We start from the raw sequence: 23,384 nt of genomic DNA, 5'->3' as shown, positions 1-23,384 counted from the left end.
CACACCGGGCATCCTTGAACAGGATGCCCGGTTCGCGCTCTACGCCAGTTCGCTGCGCAATTGCCGCGCCGCCGCGACCATGTTGATAAGTGCCGCTTCAGTCTCCGGCCAGGCACGGGTCTTCAGGCCGCAGTCCGGATTGACCCACAGGCGTTCAGCCGGGATGCGCTTGACCGCCTTGCTCATCAACTTGACCATCTCGGCCGTGTCCGGCACCCGCGGTGAGTGGATGTCGTAGACGCCCGGGCCGATGTCGTTGGGGTAGTCGAAAGCTTCGAAGGCCTCCAGCAACTCCATGTCCGAACGTGAAGTCTCGATGGTGATGACGTCGGCGTCCATGGCCGCGATCGCTTCGATCACATCGTTGAACTCGCTGTAGCACATGTGGGTGTGGATCTGGGTTTCATCGCGCACGCCGCTTGAGCACAGGCGGAAGGCTTCCACCGCCCAACCCAGGTATTGCTGCCATTGCGCCCGGCGCAGCGGCAGACCTTCACGGAACGCGGCTTCGTCGATCTGCACGATCTTGATGCCGGCGGCTTCCAGGTCCTGCACTTCGTCACGAATGGCCAGCGCCAGTTGCTCGGCCTGGACCTTGCGCGACACGTCTTCGCGCGGGAACGACCACATCAGCATGGTCACCGGGCCCGTCAGCATGCCCTTCATGACCTTGCTGGTCAGGCGCTGGGCGTATTCGATCCAGGCCACGGTCATGGCCTGCGGACGGCTGAGGTCGCCGTAGATGATCGCAGGCTTTACGCAACGCGAACCGTAGCTCTGCACCCAGCCAAAGCGGGTGAAGGCATAGCCGTCCAGTTGCTCGGCAAAGTACTCGACCATGTCATTGCGCTCGGCTTCACCGTGCACCAGCACGTCCAGGCCCAGGCGCTCCTGGACCTGCACGGCATGGCGAATCTCGCTGTGCATGGCATCGGTGTAATCGTTGGCCGAGAGCTTGCCCTGCTTAAAGGCCTGACGCGCCAGGCGGATCGCCGAGGTCTGCGGGAAAGAACCGATGGTGGTGGTCGGGAACGCCGGCAGTTGCAGGCGCTGACGCTGGGCTTCGATACGCTGGGCGAAGGCCGACTGACGCCGGCTATCGGCAGCGGTGACGGCGGCCAGGCGCGCCTGGACCTGCGGCTTGTGAATGCGTGGCGACTCGGCACGGCTTTTCTGTACCGCGCGGCTGTGGCTCAGGGCGTTTTGTACTGCTGGCAAGTGCGGGGTATCCAGGGCCTTGGCCAGCACGGCGATCTCTTCACACTTTTGCACGGCGAAGGCCAGCCAGCTTTTCAGCTCGGCATCGAGCTTGTCTTCACGGGACAGGTCCACGGGACTGTGCAGCAACGAGCAGGAACTGGCGACCCAGAGGTTGGCACCGAAGCGCTGCTGGGCCTGTTGCAGCTGCTCCAGGGCCTTGTCCAAGTCGCAGCGCCAGACGTTGCGGCCGTTGACCACACCCAGCGACAGTACCTTGTAGGTTGGCAGGCGATCGAGCACGGCCGGCAGTTGTTCCGGGGCGCGCACCAGGTCGATGTGCAGGCCATCCACCGGCAGGCCGACGGCCAGGCCGAGGTTGTCTTCCAGGCCACTGAAGTAGGTGGCGACCAGTTTCTTCAGGGGCGAGTACTGGAGGATGTGGTAGGCACGTTCGAAGGCGTTCTTCCATTCCTGCGGCAGGTCCAGGCCAAGGATCGGCTCGTCGATCTGCACCCACTCCACACCCTGGCGCGACAGGCGGCTGAGGATTTCACCGTACACCGGCAGCAGGCGCTCAAGCAGGTCGAGCTTGTCGAACTCGCCGCCTTTGGCCTTGCCCAGCCACAGGTAGGTCAGCGGGCCGATCAGCACCGGTTTCACCGCGTGGCCGAGGGCCTGGGCTTCGGCGACTTCTTCGAACAGTTGCTCCCAACTGAGCAGAAAGCGCTGGTCAGCACTGAATTCCGGGACCAGGTAGTGGTAGTTGGTGTCGAACCACTTGGTCAGCTCTTGCGCATATTGCGTCTGGCCGTGGCTGGCACCGCAGCAGGTGCTGGCGCCACGGGCCATGGCGAACAGGGTATCGAGGGTCGGCAGGCCGTTATCACCGGTAACCTGGGCGAAGCGCTCGGGAATTGCACCGAAGGTCAGCGAGTGAGTCAGCACCTGGTCGTACCAGGCAAAGTCGCCAACCGGCAGCAGCTCGATCCCGGCGTCTTTCTGCACCTGCCAGTGACGGGCACGCAGTTCGCGGCCAACGGCTTCAAGGCCGGCCTGATCGAGATCGCCTTTCCAGTAGGCTTCTTGTGCTTTTTTCAGTTCGCGGTCAGCGCCGATGCGCGGGAAACCAAGGTTGTGGGCCAGTGCCATGAGAAAACGTCCTCCCTGTAAAAGATGACGCTATTGTCGACAGTCAGACCAACATGAGACAAACTCAATAAATTCGTGTTCATCTCAAAGTTTACTCATGGAGCCCCTCGGTGCTGGAAATTCGCCACCTGAAAACCCTGCACGCCTTGCGCGAAGCCGACAGCCTGGTCGAGGCCGCTGAACGCCTGCACCTGACCCAGTCGGCACTGTCCCATCAGTTCAAGGAGCTCGAGGAGCGCCTGGGCATGCCGCTGTTCATGCGCAAGACCAAGCCGCTGCGTTTTACCAGCGCCGGCCTGCGCCTGCTGCAGCTGGCCGATGCCACCCTGCCATTGTTGCGCGGCGCCGAGCGTGACATCGCCCGCCTGGCCGGCGGCACTGCCGGGCGCCTGCACATGGCCATCGAATGCCATAGTTGCTTCCAGTGGCTGATGCCGACCATCGACCAGTTCCGCGATGCCTGGCCGGAGGTCGAACTGGACCTGGCCTCGGGCTTTGCCTTCGCCCCGCTGCCGGCGCTGGCCCGCGGCGACCTCGACCTGGTGGTGACCTCCGACCCGCTGGAGCTCAGCGGCATCACCTACGTGCCGCTGTTTACCTACGAAGCCATGCTTGCCGTGGCCAACCAGCACCCGTTGGCGCACAAGCCGTACATGGTGCCGGAAGACCTGGCCACGGAGACCCTGATCACCTACCCGGTAGAGCGTGACCGCCTGGACATCTTCACCCGCTTCCTGGAGCCGGCCGACGTCGAGCCCGCGCAGGTGCGCACGGCCGAATTGACGGTGATGATGATGCAACTGGTGGCCAGCGGCCGCGGGGTCTGCGGCATGCCGCACTGGGCCTTGCACGAGTACAGTTCGCGTGGCTACGTGAAGGCCAAGCGCCTGGGCGAGAAAGGCCTGTTCGCCACGCTCTACGCGGCGGTGCGCAGCGACATGCTCGATGCGCCGTACATGCGCGATTTTCTGCTGACCGCCAAGGACACCTCGTTCTCGACCCTCGATGGCGTCAGCGCGGTACGCTGAGCCTTACACGGCCCGGCGTTGCTCCTGCACCAGGCGCAACGCCAGGCCGGCCAGGACGAAACCCATCACGTAGCGCTGCAGCATCAGCCACAGCGGGTAGCGTACAAACCAACCGGCGATGCCGGCGGCGAACAATGCGATCAGCAGGTTGACCGAAAAGCTTACGGCGATCTGGGTCAGGCCCAGGGCCAGGCTCTGGAGCAGCACCGAGCCGTTTTCCGGCGAGACGAACTGTGGCAGCACCGAGAGGTAGAACACCGCCACCTTGGGGTTGAGCACGCTAGTCAGAAAACCCATCAACACCAGTTTGCGCGGTGAGTCCGGCGCCAGCTCGCGAGGCTCGAACGGCGAACGGGCACCCGGCTTGACCGCCTGCCAGGCCAGCCACAGCAGGTAGCCGGCACCCGCCCACTTGAGCAGGTCGTAGGCCAGCGGCACGGCCATGAACAAAGCAGTCAGGCCAATGGCTGCGGCCGTCATGTGCACCAGAAAGCCGCCGACCACCCCCAGCAGCGACGTCACCCCAGCCATGCGGCCCTGGCAGATCGAACGGGAAATCAGGTAGATCATGTTCGGCCCGGGGGTGAGCACCATCAGCAGCGCGGCGCCGATAAACAGCAGCCATTCATGGGTGGGGATCATCGGCATTCCTTTGCAAGTGAGATCAGGCAGGTGCTGTAGTTAACTGCCGGTACAGCGGCAGAATCAAGTCCCGGGTCAACGGCGCCAGCTCAAGGGTCAGTTGCTTGCGCGCCGAGACCCAGACCACCTCTTCGATTTCCGCGGCAGGCTCGACCGGCATGGCGGTGTGCACCTTGAAAATCTCGGCCTGGACGACAAAACCCGGCTCGTTGGCGGCCGGGGCACTGAACTGCCCCAGGTACTCGGCGTCCTGCGCCTCGATCGCCAGGCCCAGCTCTTCGAACAGCTCGCGGGCCAGGGCGCTGACCGGCTGCTCGTCGGCCTCGATCTTGCCGCCCGGCTGCATGAACGCCTGGGTACCGCGCTTGCGCACCAGCAGGGTACGGCCTTGCGGGTCAAGCAGGAGGGCGGCGGCGATGCGGATGGTTTTGCTCATGGGACGCTCGTGAACAGGAAAGCGCGCAAGGATCACATGTTGGCAGGTGCCTTTCAATCCTGGGCCGGTCTGACGAACGCCCCTTGCAAGCCCGCGCCATTGGCCGCATAAACAGGCCATGAACCTACCCGCCTGCAAGCACCCGGAACTGGACGCCTTCCACCGCGCGGTCCGCACCTGGTTCGAGCGCCAGTTCCCGACGGTCACCGCCGCCCAGGCCCGGGCCTGGCCGTTGATCGGCAGCGGGCAATCGTTGTTGGTGGCAGCGCCTACCGGCTCGGGCAAAACCCTCACTGCCTTCCTGGCCATCCTCGACGAGCTGTTCGTGCAGGGCCTGGCCGCCGGCCAGTTGCCGGACCAGACCCAGGTGGTCTACGTCTCGCCACTCAAGGCGCTGTCCAACGATATCCAGATCAACCTGCAGGCGCCGCTGGCCGGGATCAACGCGGTACTGGCCGAGCAAGGCCTGGCGCCGCTGGAAATCCGCACGGCGGTGCGCAGCGGCGATACCCCGCAAAAAGAACGCACAGCCATGCGCCGCCAGGCTCCGCATATTCTGGTGACCACCCCCGAATCGCTGTATGTGTTGCTCGGCTCGGCCTCCGGGCGCCAGGGCCTGGCCAGCGTGCACACGGTGATCGTCGACGAAATCCACGCCCTGGCCGGCAACAAGCGCGGCAGCCATCTGGCCCTGAGCCTGGAACGCCTTGAAGCGCTGTGCGGGCGGCCACTGCGGCGCATCGGCCTGTCGGCCACGCAACGCCCGGTCGAGCGCGTGGCGCAGTTTCTGGTGGGCCAGGGGCGCGAGTGCGCGATTGTCGATATCGGCCATGCCCGCCCCCGCGACCTGGGCCTGGAAGTGCCGCCGGTGCCGCTTGGCGCGGTGATGGCCACGGATGTCTGGGGCCTGGTCTACGATCGCCTGGCGGCCTTGGCCCGCGAGCACCGCACCACCCTGGTGTTCGTCAACACCCGGCGCCTGGCTGAGCGCCTGACCCGCCATTTGAGTGAACGCCTGGGCCGCGACGCCGTGGCCGCGCACCACGGCAGCATGGCCAAGGAGTACCGCCTGGACGCCGAGCAACGGCTCAAGCGTGGTGAGCTGCAGGTCCTGGTAGCCACCGCCTCGCTGGAGCTGGGCATCGATATCGGTGAGGTCGAGCTGGTCTGCCAGATTGGCTCGCCCGGCTCGATTGCCGCGTTTTTGCAAAGAGTCGGGCGCTCCGGGCACCAGGTCGAAGGCACGCCCAAGGGCCGGCTGTTCCCGCTGTCGCGCGATGACCTGATCGAATGCGCAGCGTTGCTCGATTGCGTACGGCGCGGCGAGCTCGATCGCCTGCAGGTGCCGCAGGCACCGCTGGACGTATTGGCGCAACAGATCGTCGCCGAAGTCAGCAGCCAGGAATGGCATGAACAGGCGCTGTTCGACTGCCTGCGCCGGGCCATGCCCTACGCCGAGCTGGATCAAGGCCACTACCAGGCGCTGCTGCGCATGCTCGGCGAAGGCTTCAATGGTCGCCAGGGTATCCGCAGCGCCTATCTGCACCGCGATGCGGTCAACGGTACCCTGCGCGGGCGCCGTGGCGCGCAACTGACGGCGCTGACCAGCGGCGGCACCATCCCCGATAACGCCGACTACAGCGTGGTGCTCGAACCGCAGAGCCTGAACATCGGCACGGTCAACGAAGACTTCGCGGTGGAAAGCATCGCTGGCGATATCTTCCAGCTGGGCAACGCCTCTTACCGCATCCTGCGCGTGGAAAGCGGCCGGGTGCGGGTCGAGGACGCCAAGGGCCTGCCGCCGAGCATCCCGTTCTGGCTCGGTGAAGCGCCGGGGCGCAGTGACGAGTTGTCGGCAGGCGTGGCACGCTTGCAAGGCGAGATCGACCAGCGCCTGGGCGCTGCCGACGGCCAGTTGCAACCGCTGCTCGACTGGCTGACGACCGAGCTGAGCCTGGGCCTGGACAGCGCCGAGCAATTGCTTGAATACCTGGCCCATACTCGCCAGGTGCTCGGCGCCCTGCCCTCGCAGCAGACCCTGGTGATGGAGCGTTTTTTCGACGAGTCCGGCGGCACCCAGCTGATCATCCACTCACCGTTCGGCAGCCGCATCAATCGCGCCTGGGGCCTGGCCCTGCGCAAGCGCTTCTGCCGTACCTTCAACTTCGAGCTGCAGGCGGCGGCCAGCGAAGATGCGATTGTCCTGTCGCTGTCGGCCAGCCACAGCTTTGCCCTCGAAGAAGTCTGGCGTTACCTGCACAGCAACAGCGCCGAGGCGGTGCTGATCCAGGCCCTGCTCGATGCGCCGCTGTTCGGCGTGCGCTGGCGCTGGAATGCCGGCACCGCGCTGGCCCTGCCGCGCTTTGTCGGCGGGCGCAAGGTGGCGCCGCAAATCCAGCGGATGAAAAGCGAAGACCTGATAGCCGCAGTGTTCCCCGACCAGATTGCCTGCCTGGAAAACCTCGCCGGCGAGCGGCAGATTCCCGATCACCCACTGGTCGAGCAGACCCTCGACGACTGCCTGCACGAAGCCATGGACAGCGAAGGCTGGCTGGCGCTGCTGCGGCGTATCGAACACGGCCAGATCACGCTGATTGCCCGTGACCTGCCCGCGCCTTCGCCGCTGGCCTCGGCCATTCTCAACGCCCGGCCCTATACCTTCCTGGATGATGCGCCGCTAGAAGAACGACGCACCCAGGCCGTACTCAATCGCCGCTGGAACGAGGCGCAAAGCAGCGATGACCTCGGCGCGCTCGACCCGCAGGCCATCGCCGCCGTACAAAGCGAGGCGTGGCCGACGCCCACCCGCAGCGATGAAATGCATGAGGCTCTGATGAGCCTGGCCTGCATCAGCCAGGCCGAAGCCGAGGCCAATGACGGCTGGCAAGAGTGGCTGGCGGCGCTGGGCAATGAAGGCCGCGCCTGCCGCCTGCAACTGAGCGGTGGCCAAGCATTGTGGCTGGCCCGCGAACGCCTGATGCTGCTGCGCGCCCTGTACCCAAACGCGCCCCTGACACCCGACGTCAGCGCCCTGCCCGGCTTTGATCAGGCCATGGACGCCGAAGCCGCATTGGTCGAGCTGCTGCGCGCACGCCTGAGCGGCTTCGGCCCGCTGACGACCGAGCAGATTGCCGCGCCGCTGCAACTGCCGGTCAGCGCCATCGAGCAGGCCCTGGCCCGCCTGGAAGGCGAAGGCTACGTGATGCGCGGGTACTACTTTCAACCAAATCAGCAACCAAATCAGCAACCGAACCAGCAACCGGGCCAGCAAGCGCTGCAATGGTGCGAACGGCACCTGCTGGCGCGGATTCATCGCTACACCATCAAGCGCCTGCGCCGGGAAATTGAACCGGTCAGCCTGCAGGACTTCACCCGCTTTCTGTTCGACTGGCAGCACCTGGCACCCGGCTCGCGCCTGCAAGGCCAGGCCGCGCTGAGCGCCGTGCTCGATCAGTTCGAAGGTTACCCCGCAGCGGCGGCGGCCTGGGAAAGCGACCTGCTGCCCACCCGGCTCAAGGACTACAGCCCGCGCTGGCTCGACGAAGCCTGCCGCGCCGGCAAATATGCCTGGGCGCGCCTGGCCCCGAGCGCCGCGGCGAGCACCCTGCGCAGCACGCCGCTGGTGCTGTTGCCACGCCCCCGCCTGGGCTTGTGGCGGGCCCTGAGCCCGGCGCTGGACAGCAGCGAACTGGGCCTGCGTGCCCAACGCGTACACACGGTGTTGAGCGAACACGGCGCATTGTTCTTCGATGAGCTGGTGCACGACGCCCACCTGCTGCCCAGCGAACTGGAAAACGCCTTGCAAGAGCTGGTGGCCGCCGGTTTGATCAGCGCCGACAGCTTTGCCGGCCTGCGTGCACTGATTACCCCGGCGAGCAAACGCCAGGGCCGTAGCCATCGCCGCGGTCGCGGGCCGTTGTTCGGCGGTATGGAAGACGCCGGGCGCTGGGCGCTGTTGCGCAAACCCACTGCCAAGCGTGACGAGGACCTTGAACACATCGCCCGCACCTTGCTGCGCCGCTATGGCGTGATGTGCTGGCGCTTGCTGGATCGCGAGGCCGACTGGCTGCCCAGCTGGCGCGAGCTGCTGCGCTGCTACCACCGCCTGGAAGCCCGCGGCGAAATCCGTGGCGGGCGCTTTATCAGCGGCCTGGCCGGCGAGCAGTTCGCCCTGCCCGAGGCCGTGGCACTGCTACGCGAAGTGCGCCGGCGCCCGCTCGATGGCAGCCTGGTGGCGATCAGCGCCAGCGACCCGCTGAACCTGGTCGGCACCCTGCTGCCGGGCAGCAAGGTGCCTGCAGTCAGCGGCAATCGCCTGCTTTATCGCGATGGTGTGCCGGTGGCGACGCTGATTGCCGGCAAACTCCAGTTCAATGCAGAAGATGAACTGGCGGCGCATGGCGAATGGCGCGAGCGCCTGATCCGCGATGCTGCTCTGGTCACTTGACCTGCGGCGCGGCGAACCCGGCAAAGCGCTTGTTGAATCCGGCCACCCGACCTTCGACCGTGGTCTTGCGTTGCTGGCCGGTATAGATCGGATGCGAAGCGCTGGAAACATCCAGGGCCACGTAGGGGTAGGTTTTGCCGTCGCTATGGGTGTGGCTGCGGTCAGTGTCGACGGTCGAGCCGATCAGGAAGTACACATCGGCGGCAGTGTCGTGGAACAGCACGGGGCGATAGTCGGGGTGAATGCCGGGTTTCATGGTCAAGCCTCTTGGGAAAATGAACGAACAAGAGCTGATACTATATAACATATCAATTGCTCGCAAATACAAATGATTTTCGATTCCAAGATGAAGCTTGCAGCCCTTGCGCGCTGCGGGCTGGCGCTGGAAACCCCAACCGGGCTAAGGTCGGGGTTTGTCCAGGCCCTGAGCCTGACCGTGCCATCGCAAGGAAACCGTATGAGCCTGTCACTTCTCAGCCGCTACGCCTTCTTCGCTGCCTGTGTGTTGTTCACCCTGGTCAGCCTGCCCTTCCTCCACCACGAATGGCTGTGGCCGTTCACCCTGGTGACCGCCGTGCTCAGCCTGATCGGCCTTGGCGACCTGCTGCAAAGCCGTCACGCGGTGCGCCGCAACTACCCGATCCTGGGCAATATCCGCTACCTGGTCGAAGGCATTCGCCCGGAAATCCGCCAGTACTTGCTTGAAGCCGACAGCGATGCCCTGCCGTTTTCCCGGGCGCAGCGCTCGCTGGTGTATGCGCGGGCCAAGAACGAAGCTTCGGACAAGCCTTTCGGCACCCTGATCGACGTGTACCAGTCCGGTTTCGAGTTCATCGGCCACTCCATGCGCCCGGCGCCGCTCAGCGACCCGTCGAGCTTTCGGGTAATCGTCGGCGGCCCGCAGTGCACGCAGCCCTACTCGGCGTCGGTGTTCAATATCTCGGCGATGAGCTTCGGCTCACTCAGCGCCAACGCCATCCGTGCCCTGAACCAGGGGGCCAAGCTGGGCAACTTCGCCCACGACACCGGTGAAGGCAGCATCAGCCCCTACCACCGCGAGCACGGTGGCGACCTGACCTGGGAACTGGGCAGCGGCTACTTTGGCTGCCGCACCTCGGACGGGCGCTTTGACCCCGAGCGCTTTGCCGAGCAGGCGCGCAACCCGCAAGTGCGGATGATCGAAATCAAGATGAGCCAGGGCGCCAAACCCGGCCACGGCGGCATCCTGCCCAAGCACAAGGTCACCCGCGAAATCGCCGAAACCCGCGGGGTAATGATGGGTGAAGACTGCATCTCGCCGTCACGCCACAGCGCGTTCTCTACCCCGATCGAGATGATGCAGTTCATCGCCCAATTGCGTGAACTGTCGGGTGGCAAACCGGTGGGCTTCAAGTTCTGCCTCGGCCACCCCTGGGAGTTCATGGGCATCGCCAAGGCCATGCTGGAAACCGGCATCCTGCCTGACTTCATCGTCGTCGACGGCAAGGAAGGCGGCACCGGCGCGGCGCCAGTGGAGTTTACCGACCATATCGGCGTGCCACTGCGCGAAGGCCTGCTGTTCGTCCACAACACCCTGGTGGGCCTGAACCTGCGCGACAAGATCAAGCTCGGCGCCAGCGGCAAGATCGTCAGCGCCTTCGACATCGCCAGCGTCCTGGCCATCGGCGCCGACTGGGCCAACTCGGCGCGCGGCTTCATGTTTGCCATCGGCTGCATCCAGTCGCAAAGCTGCCACACCAACAAGTGCCCGACTGGCGTTGCCACCCAGGACCCGCTGCGCCAGCGCGCCCTGGTAGTGCCCGACAAGGCCCAGCGGGTGCACAACTTTCACCACAACACCCTCAAGGCCCTGGCTGAAATGCTCGCCGCCGCCGGCCTCGATCACCCCTCGCAACTGCAAGCCAAGCACCTGGTGCGGCGCATCTCGGCCACCGAGATCAAGCTGTTCTCGCAGATGCATGTGTTCCTCAAGCCGGGTGAATTGCTCAACGGCGAGGTCAACGGCGAGTTCTATTCGCGGATGTGGCAGATGGCGCGGGCGGACAGCTTCGAGCCGCAAGAGGTGGCGGCGGCCTGAAGATCGGTAACGCTAGGGGACGCGGGGCCAGTTGTGATTGTAGTTTTCATCTTCCAGGATGGGCTTCATGACAATGAAGCCCTGCTCACCGGTGACGTAGATCGAATAGAACCGGTTGTCCACCAGCGGCGCGCCCACGCCCCCTGCCGCCACCAACCGCTCAAAGTCCGAGCGTTCACCGCCAATGACATTATTGATCCCCAGCCGGGGAAAAAACTGCGCATGCAACACCGAATTGGAGCCGCTGAGGATGTATCTCAGTAGCGGCATGTGGGTGATGGCGCCATGTCCTCTGGGCAACCAGTTACCGTCACCGGGTGCCCTCAGGTAGTTGTACCTGTTTACGTCGCGCAGCTCACTGCGTGATACCAGGTCATTGGCAATGTAGTGCGCCATGGCTGATTCAAGTTCTTTCTTGGCGATGATCACCTGGCCATAGGCATAGCTGAAGGCAAACATGAACAGCGTTGGCAAGATCAACAGCCAGCGCAATCCCGGCCAGACCCGCCCCAGCAACTCGTGACTGAACAACAACAGTAAAACCAGCACTGGCGAAAAGCCGATGAAGTTTCGAGCCTCAAGGTTGGGCTCGGCAAGAAACAGCATCATGCCCGGCACACTCCAGACCAGGGCCACCGGGCTGAGCAGGTACAGCAGCGCAACGCCAAACCTGGCGGACGGCCGCCCGTGCATCTGGCGAATGTTTCCCATGAGCAATACAAAACCGGCACCTGCCCCCAATAGCAGGGCAAGCGTCAGCACATTGCCCGCAGAGGCCATCAGCAAGCCCAGCATCTGCATTGAGACGCACAACTTCTGCCACACCACACCGAGCCACTGCTGATCAACGGGCAGGTGGCTGCCGCGGGTATCGACAGCCAGTGGGTAGGCGGTAAGAAAATACATCAGGCCACCGACTACCAGTTGCACAAGCCGCTCCACAAGCATCACCAGCACTGCCTGGAGCGCAACCTTGTCTCTTACCCCGCGGATGAACTCGACAATGCACAAGCCAATAAACAGGCTGATGCTCAGTTGATATAGGCTCAGCGTTACGGCAATCAACAGGGCCGCCAGCAGCGTGCGAATAGTGCGATGTTCAACCCGGCAGGTTATTGCATAGATCACCGCGACCAGCGCCAGCACCATCCCCGGACCGTCGTATTGATAGGTCAGATTGCCGAGGAAAAACGGATTGCATAGCACTGGCAGGATCACCAGGCAGCTGGTAATCCCGGGGCGAGGAAACAGCCACAACGTCAGGCGCGCCATGGCCATGGCCAGGGCAACAATGCTGATCAGCAAGGGCATCGGGAAGATATTGATCGTTGCCTGGCTGAAGGTCAGTACCTTGTACAGCCACTCGAGCAGAATTCTGCCTTGATTGCGCCAGGCGTCCTGGGCCTGCAGCAACGCCCGCCAGTTGTCATCCACATAGGCGTAGTCGGCATGAACAATGGGAAACACGTAAGCCAGGGACAGAACAATAAAAAACAACAGCACCTGTTGGGGGCTTAACACCCGTTCACTCGCCAACACGCTTGGCCCCCTTTCGATAGCTCGTGCCATTGGCCCTGACGATCTCTTTGACCACATACCGGGGTCGATGCTTGGCCTCCATGTAGATACGGCCGATGTACTCCCCCAATATGCCGATACCGATCAGTTGCACCCCGCCCAGAAACAGTATCGCTGTCATCAATGACGGATATCCGGGCACCTCATTGCCGAACAGTAGCTTGTCCACTACCAGGTAACCGGCGTACAGCAACGCCAACAACGAGATACATGCGCCGACGTAGCTCCACAAGCGCAAAGGCCAGGTGCTGAACGAAGTTATGCCGTCCAGCGCCAGGTTCCACAGCCGCCAGGCGTTGAACTTGCTGCGCCCCACCGCCCTCGGCGCGCGGTCGTATTCGACGATGGCGACGTTGAACCCCGCCCACGACAGCACCCCCTTCATGAACAACTGCTGCTCGGGCAAGGTCTTGATCACGTCCACCACCTTGCGGTCCATCAGGCGGAAATCGCCGACGTTTTCTTCAATATGGGTGTAGGCAATACGGTTAAGCAGACGATAGAACAGCGAGGCGCTGCGACGCTTCAGGTAACCATCGCTGGAGCGATCCCGACGCTTGGCCAGGACCACGTCGGCACCGTCGCGCCACGCGTCGATCAACTGCGCAACCACCGCTACCGGGTCTTGCAGGTCAACATCCATGGGCACCACGGCGTCACCGCTGGCGTACTCCAGGCCGGCGAACAGTGCCGGTTCCTTACCGAAGTTGCGCGAGAAGTTGATCAGCACCACGTCCCTGTCCGCCAGCGCGAGCGAACGGGCGACTTCGGCGGTGCGGTCGCTGCTGCCGTCGTTGACGAAGACGATTTCAATGCAGTGTGCCTGCAACGAGGGTTCTTGACGCACAGCCTGGTAAAACAGTCTGAGCGCCTGTTCTTCGTTGAACACCGGCACGATCAGCGAGACGTTCATGACTCGGCCCCGCGAAACACCAGCCATTTGGCCAGCAGGAAGCCGCAGGTCAGGCTGATCAGGGAAAAACTCACTACCGTGATCATCCCGTGCAGCCGCCAGTGGTCGCCCAGCCAACCCACCGCCAGGCTGACCGTGCCCAGACACAGCATGAACAGCAGGTAGCGGCCGATCGAGGGCGGCACGGCGAAGGTGTAGAGCGCATTGACGTAGTAGGAAAGGCTCGCAGCAACACAAAACGCCAGCAGGTTGCTCAGGGCCTGGCTCAGGTCGAACTCGACCCGCAGGACGAAAAACAGCTGCCAATGAACCAGGGTATTGGCGATGCCAATTACGCTGTAGGTGGAAAATCCTTTCCATATGTTGGCCATTGCCTGTCACGCCTCGCTGACCGTTGCGCCTGGGCTCAGCAGGCCACGCCATTGGCGGTTCGTCTACTGATACTAATGACAGGAACGGACGATTTACGACCAACGGTCTGTTGCTCAAGGGACAATCGAGACATCCGGTAATACGCAACTTTTGCAATTCGCTGCCAATACCGCCACCCTGCCCCCCGCCCGACGTGCGGCGCGTGTTTTTGCCGGCGTCTGCCTGTCACTATTAAACCCACTGTTCAAGAGCCCGCTGCCATGCTTAACGGACGCGACCCGCGCATCGATTTCTTTCGAGGCCTGGCGTTGATCTTCATTTTCTGGGATCACGTCCCCCACAACCCTTTAGGCCAGATCACCCTGCGTAACATCGGCTTCAGCGATGCCGCCGAGGTTTTCGTCTTCCTTGCCGGCTACGCTGCAGTGCTGGCCTACGGCAAGGTGCTGCAGCGCGACGGTTATCTGATCGCCTGCGTGAAAATCCTGCGCCGCACCTGGGTGCTGTATGTGGTGCATATCTTCCTGCTGGCGATGCTGATGGGCATCGTGTTCTTTGCCAACAGCCATGTAGAAACTCGCGACCTGGTCCAGGAAATGGGTCTTACCCACTTCGTCACCAACCCTCAGCAAGCCCTGACCGACGAGCTGCTGTTGCGCTTCAAACCCAACCTGATGGACCCGCTGCCGCTGTACATCGTGCTACTGGCCGGCCTGGCGCTGGGGCTGGGGCTGCTGATGCGCAACACCCTGGCGGTGGTCGGTGTATCGATGGCGGTGTACCTGGCGGCCCCCGGCATGGGCTGGAACCTGGCGAATTTTTCCGATGGCGTGTGGTACTTCAACCCGGTCACCTGGCAGTTCCTGTTCGTGCTGGGCGGCGCCGCGGCGTTGTACGGGCAGCAGGCGCGGCCAGCACAAACCCGACCGTTGCGCCGCCAGCCACTGTTCCTGGCAGCTGCCGCCTATTCACTGACAGCCGGCATCATTACCCTGTCCTGGCGCTGGCCAGAGATTCACGATGCGTGGATGCCGGCCAGCCTCAACAACCTGCTGTACCCGATCAGCAAGACCGACCTGTCGCCGGTGCGCTTGCTGCACTTCCTGGCCCTGGCCTACGTCACCGCCAAGCTGCTGCCCGGCAGCGGCTGGACGCAGAACTGGCTGGCGCAGCAAACCGGGCGCATGGGCCGCTATTCGCTTGAAGTATTCTGCCTGGGGGTGCTGCTGGCGCCGCTGGCGGACATGATCAATGCCATGGCCGGCGATGCCTTTGCCATGCAGGTATTCACCGCCCTGGTGGGCGTCGCGATCATGGCCCTGCTCGGCGCCTGGCTGGACTTCAACAAGCGCCTGACCCAGCCGATGCGGGCGGTTGCTACCTGATTCGCGCAGGTAAAAAAAAGCCCGTATCCAAGGATACGGGCTTTTTTACTTACGCGAGGATCAGGACGCCGAACTTGCCGCGCGCTGTTCCACGCTGTTTGGCGACAGCTTGAACACGTAGTACAGCACGGTCAGCATCACCAGGAACGCCGGGCCGATGTACAGGGCTACGCGGGTTTCCTCGAAGTAGGCCATCAAGCCGACCACCAGGATCAGGAACGCCAGCGCCAGGTAGGAGCTCAGCGGCCACAGCCACATGCGGTACTTCAAGGCAGCGCGCTCGGCGTTGCTCAGGCCGGCGCGGAACTTCAGCTGGGCCAGGAGGATCATCACCCAGGTCCAGATCGCGCCGAAGGTGGCAATGGCGGTTACCCAGACGAAGACTTTCTCCGGCACCAGATAGTTGGCCAGCACGCCCAGCAGCAAGGCTGCGATCGACAGCAGCAAGGCATTGCGCGGTACGCCGTTGCTCGAGGTGCGGGCAAAGGTGGCCGGCGCCTGGCCGTTCTGCGCCAGGCTGTAGAGCATGCGCCCGGTGCTGAAGATGCCGCCGTTGCACGACGACAGCGCGGCAGTGATCACCACGAAGTTGATGATACCGGCAGCAGTCTTGATGCCCAGCCGCTCGAAGGTCATCACGAACGGGCTGCCCTGGCTGCCGATTTCGTTCCACGGGTAGATCGACAGGATCACGAACAGGGCGCCGACGTAGAACAGCAGGATGCGCCAGAACACCGAGCCGATGGCCTGGGGAATGGTCTTTTGCGGGTTGCGCGCTTCACCGGCGGTCAGGCCGATCATCTCGACGCCCAGGTAGGCGAACATCACCATCTGCAGCGACATCAGCACGCCGGTCACGCCATTGGGCATGAAGCCGCCGTTGCTCCAGAGGTTGGAGATGCCCATGGCCACGCCATCGTTGCCGAAACCGAAGGCGATGATGCCGACGCCGCCCAGGACCATGGCGATGATGGTGACGATCTTGATCAGGGCGAACCAGAACTCGAACTCACCGAAGGCCTTGACCGCGATCAGGTTGATCGCGCCCATGCTGCCCAGAGCCGCCAGGGCCCAGATCCAGCGCGGCACTTCCGGGAACCAGATGCCCATATAGATGGCCACCGCGGTGATTTCCGCCACGCAGGTCACCAGCCACAGGAACCAGTAGTTCCAGCCGGTAAGAAAACCCGCCAGCGGGCCGAGGTAGTCTTGGGCGTAGCGGCTGAACGAGCCGGCTACCGGGTTGTGCACGGCCATCTCGCCAAGGGCGCGCATGATCACCAGGATCGCCAGACCGCCAATGATGTACGACAGCATGATGGCCGGACCGGCCATTTCGATGGCCTTGGCCGAACCGAGGAACAGGCCGACACCGATACAGGCGCCCAGCGCCATCAGGCGAATGTGGCGTTCGCCGAGTTCTCGCTTGAGTGGGCCGCCCTGGGCGGTCTCACCATGAGAAGGGTGGTTGCCGACTGGCATAGAAATACAACCTCATTTTGTTATTGGATATGACCATTCGTGCAGGCCTGGCACCGCCGATAGGCTGGATGCGCTGCCTCGCCGGGCACCACCTTGTGAGCGGACCCGTCTGCCGGGTGTGCAAAACCGGCAGAGCGAAAGGGGCGAGCAGTATAGAAAGGCCCCTGCAGGGCATTTCACTGTATAAAGCGCGATATTTGGCGAGAACTCTCGGCAAAAACCGCTTCTACGGAGGGGCATTCCCCGTGCTAGAGCCTCTGCAGGAAACAGGGCGGCTAACATAGCACCAAAACGGGGCAATTCAAGCTCCACCAAAGGCGCATTTCTGACACGTTTTTAGGAAATGCCCGGCAACTGACTACAAATTTTTCACCAAACCCGGCCACCGTCTAAGCTTCAGGCAAGCAAGACGAAAATACGTAGCCGGGCTGAAGACTATGGGCGCATTGTGGCAATCGGAACCGAACAGTACGGAAGCTCCCTCTGAACACCTCGAACCTTCGCCATTGCCGAAAAGCCCACGCCAGCGCCGTCTTTGGTGGCGCCTTTTGTGGCTGGTGCTGCTGCTCGCCCTGATCGCCCTGGGCTATGCCGCCTCCGAAGAAATGCGCACTTCGCGCCTGCAGGCGCGAGAATTCAGCCAGTTCGCCGCGACCCTCAGTTATTCCATGCAACCCGGCCCCAGCGATGCCATTCGCTACCCTGGCGACGGCCCGTTCGACAAGCGCCTGGGCTACAGCTCGCTGGGGGAGTTCCTGCCGCGCCTGCTCAAGCGGGACTACGTCATCAATGAACAGACGCGTTTTTCGCCCGCATTGATGGACTACGTCGATCATGGCTTTTTCGTGCCTTATGCCGAGAAGATTCAGGCAGGCCTGTCGATTACCGACTGCAAGGGCGACGCCCTGTACCAGTTTCATTACCCGCAGCACCTGTACCCCGACTTCGCCTCGATCCCGCCGGTCATCGTCCACAGCCTGCTGTTCATCGAGAACCGCGACCTGCTCGACCCCGACGACCCACTGAACAACCCCGCCGTGGACTGGCCGCGCTTCGCCAAAGCGGCCTACACCCAGGTGGCCAAGTACCTGGCCCTGCCCGGCCAGTCGGCAGGCGGCAGTACCCTGGCGACCCAGCTGGAAAAATACCGGCATTCGCCCGACGGCCTGACCGCCTCGGGCAGCGAGAAGATTCGCCAGATGATTTCCGCCAGCGTGCGCGCTTATCAGGATGGCCCACAGACCCTGGAAGCCCGCCAGCGCATCGTCCGTGATTACCTCAATAGCGTGCCGCTGTCGGCGGTTCCCGGGCATGGTGAAGTACATGGCATGGCCGAAGGCTTGCGGGTCTGGTACGGCGCCGACTTCGCCCAGGTCAACCAGGCCCTGTCGTCCACCGACACCGACCCGGCCAGCCTCGCCGCCCGTGGCCTGGCCCTGCGCCAGGTGCTGTCGCTGATGATCGCTCAACGCCGGCCCTCGCACTTTTTGTCCAAGGGCCGGGCGGAACTGGCGTTGCTGACCGACAGCCACATCCGCATCCTCGCGGCCAGCAACATCATCGACAAGCCGCTGGCGGACGCCGCCCTGGCCAGCAAGGCCATCTACCGCGACTGGGTGGCCCAGCCGACCATTCAGCCAATCGTCACCAACAAAGGCATCAGCGTTGCCCGCAGCCGGCTGTCTTCGGCCCTCGGCCGGCCACTGTACGACCTCGACCGTCTCGACCTGTCGGCCACCAGCACCCTGCAGTCGGATTTGCAGGGCCAGGTCAGCCAGTACCTCAAGGACCTCGCCGACCCGGCCTTTGCGGAAAAAATGGGCCTGTTCGGCGAACGCCTGCTGACCCCGACCAGTACCACCCAGGTGCGCTATAGCTTCACCCTGCTCGAACGCACCGCCGACGGCTCAAGGGTGCGGGTGCAGACCGACAGCACCGACCAGCCGTTCGACATCAACGAAGGCAGCAAGCTCGAGCTGGGCTCGACCGCCAAGCTGCGGGTGCTGACCAGCTACCTGGAAATCATCGGCGAACTGCACGACAAGTACGCCAACACCCCGGCTGCGGAGCTGAAAAAAGTCCCGGTGGCGGAACTGGACTTCATTACCCGCTGGGCCATCGACTACCTGATCCAGAACAAGGACCGCGACCTCAGCGCCATGCTCAACGCCGCCCTTGAGCGCAAGTACTCCGCCAGCCCCGGCGAAGCCTTCTTCACTGGCGGCGGCCTGCATGTGTTCAACAACTTTCGCAAGGAAGACAACGGCCGTATCCCTACCCTCAAAGACGCCTTGCGCGAGTCGATCAACCTGCCGTTTATTCGCCTGATGCGCGACCTGGTGCGCTACAGCACCTACCAGCAGCCGGGCAACAGCGCCAGCCTGCTCAAGGACGATGCCGAGCCGCGCCGCCAGGAGTACCTGGCACGCTTTGCCGACAAGGAAGGCACCGATTACATGCGCAAGTTCTGGAAAAAGTACCAGCGCAAGACGTCGCAGCAGCGCCTGGACACCTTCCTCGACAGCCTGCGGGTCACCCCGATCCGCCTGGCCGCAGTGCACCGCTACCTGTTTCCCGAGGCTGACCAGGCGACTTTCAACGCGTTCGTCCAGGCGCACCTGAAAAAGGACCGGGTCGAGAACAAGACCCCGGCGACCAAGCAGAACACCGTCACCGAGAAACGCCTGCAAGAGCTGTACGAAGCCTACCGCCCGGGCGCCTACGACCTGCCCGACCAGGGCTTTATCGCCAAGGTCCATCCACTGGACCTGTGGCTGCTTGGCTACCTGCTCCAGCACCCCAGCGCCACCTTCCAGGAGGCGGCTGAGGCCGGTCACTTCGAGCGTCAGGAAGTCTATGGCTGGCTGTTCAAGAGCCGGCACAAGGGCGCACGCGACAGCCGTATCCGCACCCTGGTGGAAATCGAAGCCTTCCTCGATATTCATCAGCGCTGGAAACGTGTCGGCTACCCGTTCGACCACCTGGTGCCGTCGCTGGCCACCGCCATCGGCAGCTCCGGCGACCGTCCGGCAGCCCTGGCCGAGCTGATCGGGATCATCCAGAACGATGGCGTACGCCTGCCGGTGCTGCGCATCGACACCCTGCACTTCGCCGCCGACACCCCGTATGAAACCCGCCTGACCAGCGACCCCGACCTCGGCCAGCGGGTGCTCTCGGTGGAAGTTGCCCGGGCCCTGCGCGGCGCCCTCTCGCAAGTGGTCGACGCCGGTACTGCGCGGCGGGTGTCGGGCAGCTTCAAACTGGCCGACGGCACCCCGCTGGTGATGGGCGGCAAGACCGGTACCGGCGACAATCGCATCGAAAGCTTCGGTGCCGGCGGGCGGCTGATCGGCTCACGCTCGCTGAACCGCACCGCGACTTTCGTGTTCTACCTCGGCGAAAACCACTTCGGCACCCTCACCGCCTTCGTACCTGGCCGTGCGGCGGAATCCTTCCGCTTTACCTCGGCCTTGCCGGTGCAGGTGCTCAAGGGCATGGCGCCAATCCTGATGCCCTACCTGGAACCAGGCAGCCACACCCTGTGCAAGCCGCCACGGATGGTCCAGCGTTAGTGGAAGCGCTTGGCGGTCGTGTAGCTTTTGGCCCAGTAACTGTTGCTCAGCGAGTCAATACGAATGTTCTTGCCGGTCCGTGGGGCGTGGATGAAACGCCCTTCGCCGATGTACAGGCCGACGTGGCCGATCCGGCCCTGGCCATTACGGTTGAAGAACACCGCGTCGCCACGTTTTAGCTGGCTCTGCTTGATGGTCCGGGCACCGGACTTGAGCATCGCCGCGGTGGTACGCGGAATCCTGATATCGGCCTCGTGGCGAAACAGGTAGACCAGCAGGCCGCTGCAATCAAACCCGCCCTTGACCGACATGCCGCCCCAGCGGTACGGCACGCCGATCAACTCGTGTGCACGCTCGACCAGACGATCGAGGTTGGCTTCCAGCTCGTGCCGCACCGTGTGCTCGCGAGCGATTTGGGTAACGGAGAAATTGGCCTGGGCAAAAAACGACAGCCCCCAGAGCAGGCTGATGAAAAAAATTGAACGCGCCACGGTGAAATACTCACAGGTGAAGAAAACGTGGCGAATCTTAGGGGTGATTTCCGTGGGTGTAGATCAAGCCAATCTGAGGCGCTTGTAGGAAAAACCTTAAGCATTCCTACACAAATTCAGCCCGTCCTACGCTGATCATGAGAAATATTCTTATTCTCGCGCTTGCTTTAAGATATATCTTGAGTAATATCTGAAGATACATCTAACGCAAACGGAGATCCCCCATGCGTGACCATCATCCCCACCGCGAGCATGGCGACCGGCATGACGGCTTCGAACGCCGTCACGGCCGTGAACGCGGCGATCGCGGCCCCCGCGTGTTTGCCCCAGGCGACCTGAAACTGCTGTTGTTGTCGATGCTGGCCGAGCAGCCCTGCCACGGCTACGACCTGATCCGCCAGATCGAAAGCCTCTTCGATGGCAGCTACAGCCCCAGCCCCGGGGTGATCTACCCGACCTTGAATTTTCTTGAAGAAGCCGAGCTGATCAGCGGCCAGACCCAGGGCAGCAAGCGCCTCTACGGCATTACCGCAGCCGGGGAGAAGTCCCTGGCCGACCAGGCCATCGCCCTGGACGGGGTGCGCATGCGCATTGAAGTCAGCAAGCGTTCGCTGCGCGGCCACGACCGCCCGGCCGAGATCCACGAAGCGGTCCACAACCTGCGCCATGCCCTGCAGATGCACAGCGGGCGCTGGAACCCGGCAGAAATCGAGCGGGTCCGCACCCTGCTCAACGACACCGCCAAAGCCATCGTCGCAGGGCCCATTGCGACCTCAACGGAGCAAGCCGAATGACTGTTAGCGAAAACGCCACCATTCACCGCGTCAACCACGAGATCAAGCACCGCCGCCTGAACGTGCTGCGGGTCACCGAGCTGACCCCGCGCATGCGCCGCATCACCCTCGGCGGGCCAGAACTGCAGGGCTTTACCAGCGTTGGCAGCGACGATCACGTCAAACTGATGTTCGCCTGCTCGGCAGAAGAACAGGCCGTGCTCGACAACCTCGACTTCAGCCGCGACGGCCTGCGCCCGACCATGCGCGAGTACACGCCGCGGCGCATCGACCTGGCCGGCGGCGAGATGGACATCGACTTTGTCCTGCACGGCGACGGCCCTGCTTCGACCTGGGCGGCCCAGGCGCAAGTCGGCCAGGTGCTCAACATGGCCGGGCCACGGGCCTCGCTGGTGGTCCCGGATATCTTCGACAGCTACCTGCTGGTCGGTGACGAAACCGCGATCCCGGCCATCGCCCGGCGCCTGGAAGAACTGCCGGCCGGCCGCAAGGTGCTGGCAGTGATCGAGATCGAGAATGCCCAGGAGCAACAAGCACTGGCCAGCGCCGCGCAGGTCGAAGTGATCTGGGTTCTGCGCCAGCAGCAGGATCTGCTTGACGTAGTGAAGGATCTGTCCTTGCCAAGCGGTCAGTTGTATACCTGGGTAGCCTTGGAAAAATCGCTGATGCGTAAGGCCAAGCGCCTGCTGATCGATGACAAGGGCGTCAAGGAAGACCTGATCAAAGCCGCCTCGTACTGGCAGCTCGACCCGCACGACGAATGAACGGCTGCCTCAGGGTTGCGTCCTGGCCTTGGCCAGGCGCCCGCCCTGCCAATGATCGAGGCCGAGCAACAGCAGACTGATGGCGACAAACCCGGCGAGAATCGCCAGCGCATTAAGAAGCACCTGGCCATAGCCCAGTTCGGCCACATCGATGAACGGATAGGGATAGACACCTATCACATGCCCGCGCAGCAGTGCGTAGGCAAAATACCCCAGCGGATACAGCAGCCAGGCCAGCAGATGCCTGAATCGCAGGCTGCCCTTCTCCACACAGCACCACCAATAGACCACGAACAGCAGCGGCATGACATCGTGCAGCAGCTCGTCCGCCAGCCATTGCCAACCTTGCGGGTGCCACAGGTGCCGCAGCAACAGGCTGTAGGCCAGGCCCACGAGGATAATGCTCGCGGCAATCCCGGAACTGACCCAGGGCGCGAGGAAGAACCGTCGCAGCGCCGACTCGCGGCCGAATGCCGCGTGGCTCAGCACCACCGCGACCAGGGTGTTGCTGAGTACGGTGAAAAAACTGAACAAGGTCACCAGGCCGCCCAGCAGGCTCGCCTGCTCCTGCCAGCGCGCCAGCAACAGCAGGTACATCTGGATCGCCAGCGCGCTCCAGCCCAGGCACGCAGTCAGGGCAATCAACAGCCTGCGCCGGCTCACCGGCTCAGCGGCCGCGCTGCATTTTCAGGTACAGGCGCTCGACTTTCTCGCGGGCCCAGGGGGTCTTGCGCAAGAAGGTCAGGCTCGACTTGATGCTCGGGTCGCTCTTGAAGCAGCGGATATCAATGCGCTCAGCCAGGCCGTCCCATTGGTACTTCGCGACCAGCGCGGTAAGGATCTGCTCCAGGGTCACACCATGCAGCGGGTTTTGATTAGCGGCGGTCATGCCTGTGCTCCAGCCAACGAAAGGTGCGCACCTTAGCCGAGGCACGGCTGCAAGTCTTCAGACTTTTCGCATCCCAGGTGCTGCTAACAGACATTCTAGTGTGGGCAAAGGCTCTAGCCAGCGCTTGAGCGTTTTATCTTTAATGGTAATGTTATATTGTTTCAA

General features: G+C 63.2%; 18 protein-coding genes. 7 read left to right on the top strand and 11 right to left on the bottom strand.

From position 1 onward, the window contains the following. Positions 1 to 39: 39 nt before the first annotated feature. Entirely contained in the window at positions 40 to 2,349 is a 2,310-nt protein-coding gene (gene metE / locus BLR26_RS09195; RefSeq protein ID WP_093380098.1) for a 5-methyltetrahydropteroyltriglutamate--homocysteine S-methyltransferase, read from the bottom strand. Positions 2,350 to 2,459: 110 nt separating this feature from the next. On the opposite strand from metE, the gene metR reads away from it, so the two are divergent. Then, complete coding sequence (metR, locus tag BLR26_RS09190) at positions 2,460 to 3,377, top strand: transcriptional regulator MetR (RefSeq protein ID WP_045197692.1); 918 nt, start codon at positions 2,460 to 2,462, stop codon at positions 3,375 to 3,377. Positions 3,378 to 3,380: 3 nt separating this feature from the next. On the opposite strand, the gene BLR26_RS09185 is transcribed toward metR, so the two are convergent. Continuing rightward, positions 3,381 to 4,019, bottom strand: a complete 639-nt coding sequence (locus BLR26_RS09185) for a LysE family translocator (protein ID WP_045197690.1) — start codon at positions 4,017 to 4,019, stop codon at positions 3,381 to 3,383. 22 nt (positions 4,020 to 4,041) lie between these two features. Beyond that, complete coding sequence (locus BLR26_RS09180; RefSeq protein WP_045197688.1) at positions 4,042 to 4,455, bottom strand: NUDIX hydrolase; 414 nt, start codon at positions 4,453 to 4,455, stop codon at positions 4,042 to 4,044. Positions 4,456 to 4,573: 118 nt separating this feature from the next. Between BLR26_RS09180 and BLR26_RS09175 the strand changes: the two genes are divergently transcribed. Continuing rightward, on the top strand, positions 4,574 to 8,902 hold the full coding sequence (locus BLR26_RS09175) for a DEAD/DEAH box helicase (RefSeq protein WP_093380095.1): 4,329 nt from the start codon (positions 4,574 to 4,576) through the stop codon (positions 8,900 to 8,902). Here BLR26_RS09175 and BLR26_RS09170 read toward each other — a convergent pair. After that, positions 8,895 to 9,158 (bottom strand): type B 50S ribosomal protein L31, encoded by a 264-nt coding sequence (locus BLR26_RS09170; RefSeq protein WP_045197685.1) that lies wholly within the window; start codon positions 9,156 to 9,158, stop codon positions 8,895 to 8,897. The two genes, BLR26_RS09175 and BLR26_RS09170, sit on opposite strands and share 8 nt — an antisense overlap. A 201-nt stretch (positions 9,159 to 9,359) precedes the next feature. On the opposite strand from BLR26_RS09170, the gene BLR26_RS09165 reads away from it, so the two are divergent. Then, positions 9,360 to 10,979 carry an FMN-binding glutamate synthase family protein gene (locus tag BLR26_RS09165; RefSeq protein ID WP_093380093.1) on the top strand — a complete coding sequence of 540 codons (1,620 nt, stop codon included), beginning with the start codon at positions 9,360 to 9,362 and terminating at the stop codon, positions 10,977 to 10,979. Positions 10,980 to 10,991: 12 nt separating this feature from the next. Here BLR26_RS09165 and BLR26_RS09160 read toward each other — a convergent pair whose 3' ends face one another. The 3 genes from BLR26_RS09160 to BLR26_RS09150 are packed head-to-tail and all read right to left on the bottom strand — an operon-like array spanning position 10,992 to position 13,841. Further along, positions 10,992 to 12,518 (bottom strand): glucosyltransferase domain-containing protein, encoded by a 1,527-nt coding sequence (locus BLR26_RS09160; RefSeq protein WP_256326708.1) that lies wholly within the window; start codon positions 12,516 to 12,518, stop codon positions 10,992 to 10,994. Further along, positions 12,505 to 13,470: a glycosyltransferase family 2 protein gene (locus BLR26_RS09155; protein ID WP_093380090.1), complete on the bottom strand. Its 966-nt coding sequence runs from the start codon at positions 13,468 to 13,470 to the stop codon at positions 12,505 to 12,507. The genes BLR26_RS09160 and BLR26_RS09155 overlap by 14 nt, the downstream gene beginning before the upstream one ends. Continuing rightward, positions 13,467 to 13,841 (bottom strand): GtrA family protein, encoded by a 375-nt coding sequence (locus BLR26_RS09150; protein ID WP_038999075.1) that lies wholly within the window; start codon positions 13,839 to 13,841, stop codon positions 13,467 to 13,469. Before BLR26_RS09150 ends, BLR26_RS09155 begins: the two co-directional genes overlap by 4 nt. Positions 13,842 to 14,102: 261 nt before the next feature. On the opposite strand from BLR26_RS09150, the gene BLR26_RS09145 reads away from it, so the two are divergent. Beyond that, entirely contained in the window at positions 14,103 to 15,227 is a 1,125-nt protein-coding gene (locus tag BLR26_RS09145; protein WP_093380087.1) for an OpgC family protein, read from the top strand. Between the two features lie 60 nt (positions 15,228 to 15,287). Here BLR26_RS09145 and BLR26_RS09140 read toward each other — a convergent pair whose 3' ends face one another. Next, positions 15,288 to 16,709: an amino acid permease gene (locus BLR26_RS09140; protein WP_045197680.1), complete on the bottom strand. Its 1,422-nt coding sequence runs from the start codon at positions 16,707 to 16,709 to the stop codon at positions 15,288 to 15,290. A gap of 437 nt (positions 16,710 to 17,146) precedes the next feature. Here BLR26_RS09140 and BLR26_RS09135 point away from each other — a divergent pair, with 437 nt between their 5' ends. After that, the gene (locus BLR26_RS09135) at positions 17,147 to 20,281 is read left to right on the top strand and encodes a transglycosylase domain-containing protein (RefSeq protein WP_093380084.1); all 3,135 of its coding nucleotides are present in this window, start codon (positions 17,147 to 17,149) and stop codon (positions 20,279 to 20,281) included. Here BLR26_RS09135 and BLR26_RS09130 read toward each other — a convergent pair. Continuing rightward, complete coding sequence (locus BLR26_RS09130; RefSeq protein WP_045197678.1) at positions 20,278 to 20,772, bottom strand: C40 family peptidase; 495 nt, start codon at positions 20,770 to 20,772, stop codon at positions 20,278 to 20,280. The two genes, BLR26_RS09135 and BLR26_RS09130, sit on opposite strands and share 4 nt — an antisense overlap. A gap of 224 nt (positions 20,773 to 20,996) precedes the next feature. Between BLR26_RS09130 and BLR26_RS09125 the strand changes: the two genes are divergently transcribed. Both BLR26_RS09125 and BLR26_RS09120 read left to right on the top strand, forming a co-directional pair. Further along, the gene (locus tag BLR26_RS09125; protein WP_045197676.1) at positions 20,997 to 21,566 is read left to right on the top strand and encodes a PadR family transcriptional regulator; all 570 of its coding nucleotides are present in this window, start codon (positions 20,997 to 20,999) and stop codon (positions 21,564 to 21,566) included. Then, positions 21,563 to 22,330: a siderophore-interacting protein gene (locus BLR26_RS09120; protein ID WP_093380081.1), complete on the top strand. Its 768-nt coding sequence runs from the start codon at positions 21,563 to 21,565 to the stop codon at positions 22,328 to 22,330. Before BLR26_RS09125 ends, BLR26_RS09120 begins: the two co-directional genes overlap by 4 nt. 9 nt (positions 22,331 to 22,339) lie before the next feature. On the opposite strand, the gene BLR26_RS09115 is transcribed toward BLR26_RS09120, so the two are convergent. Both BLR26_RS09115 and BLR26_RS09110 read right to left on the bottom strand, forming a co-directional pair. Further along, positions 22,340 to 22,927: a Pr6Pr family membrane protein gene (locus tag BLR26_RS09115; protein WP_249744434.1), complete on the bottom strand. Its 588-nt coding sequence runs from the start codon at positions 22,925 to 22,927 to the stop codon at positions 22,340 to 22,342. A 70-nt stretch (positions 22,928 to 22,997) separates the two neighbouring features. Beyond that, entirely contained in the window at positions 22,998 to 23,219 is a 222-nt protein-coding gene (locus tag BLR26_RS09110; RefSeq protein WP_045197670.1) for a VF530 family protein, read from the bottom strand. Positions 23,220 to 23,384: the final 165 nt, after the last annotated feature.

Source organism: Pseudomonas sp. UC 17F4, assembly GCF_900101695.1.
In the GTDB taxonomy this organism is placed as follows: Bacteria; Pseudomonadota; Gammaproteobacteria; order Pseudomonadales; family Pseudomonadaceae; genus Aquipseudomonas.
The sequence above is the reverse complement of the archived record's forward strand: the minus strand, read 5'-3'. Positions and strand labels throughout refer to the sequence as shown.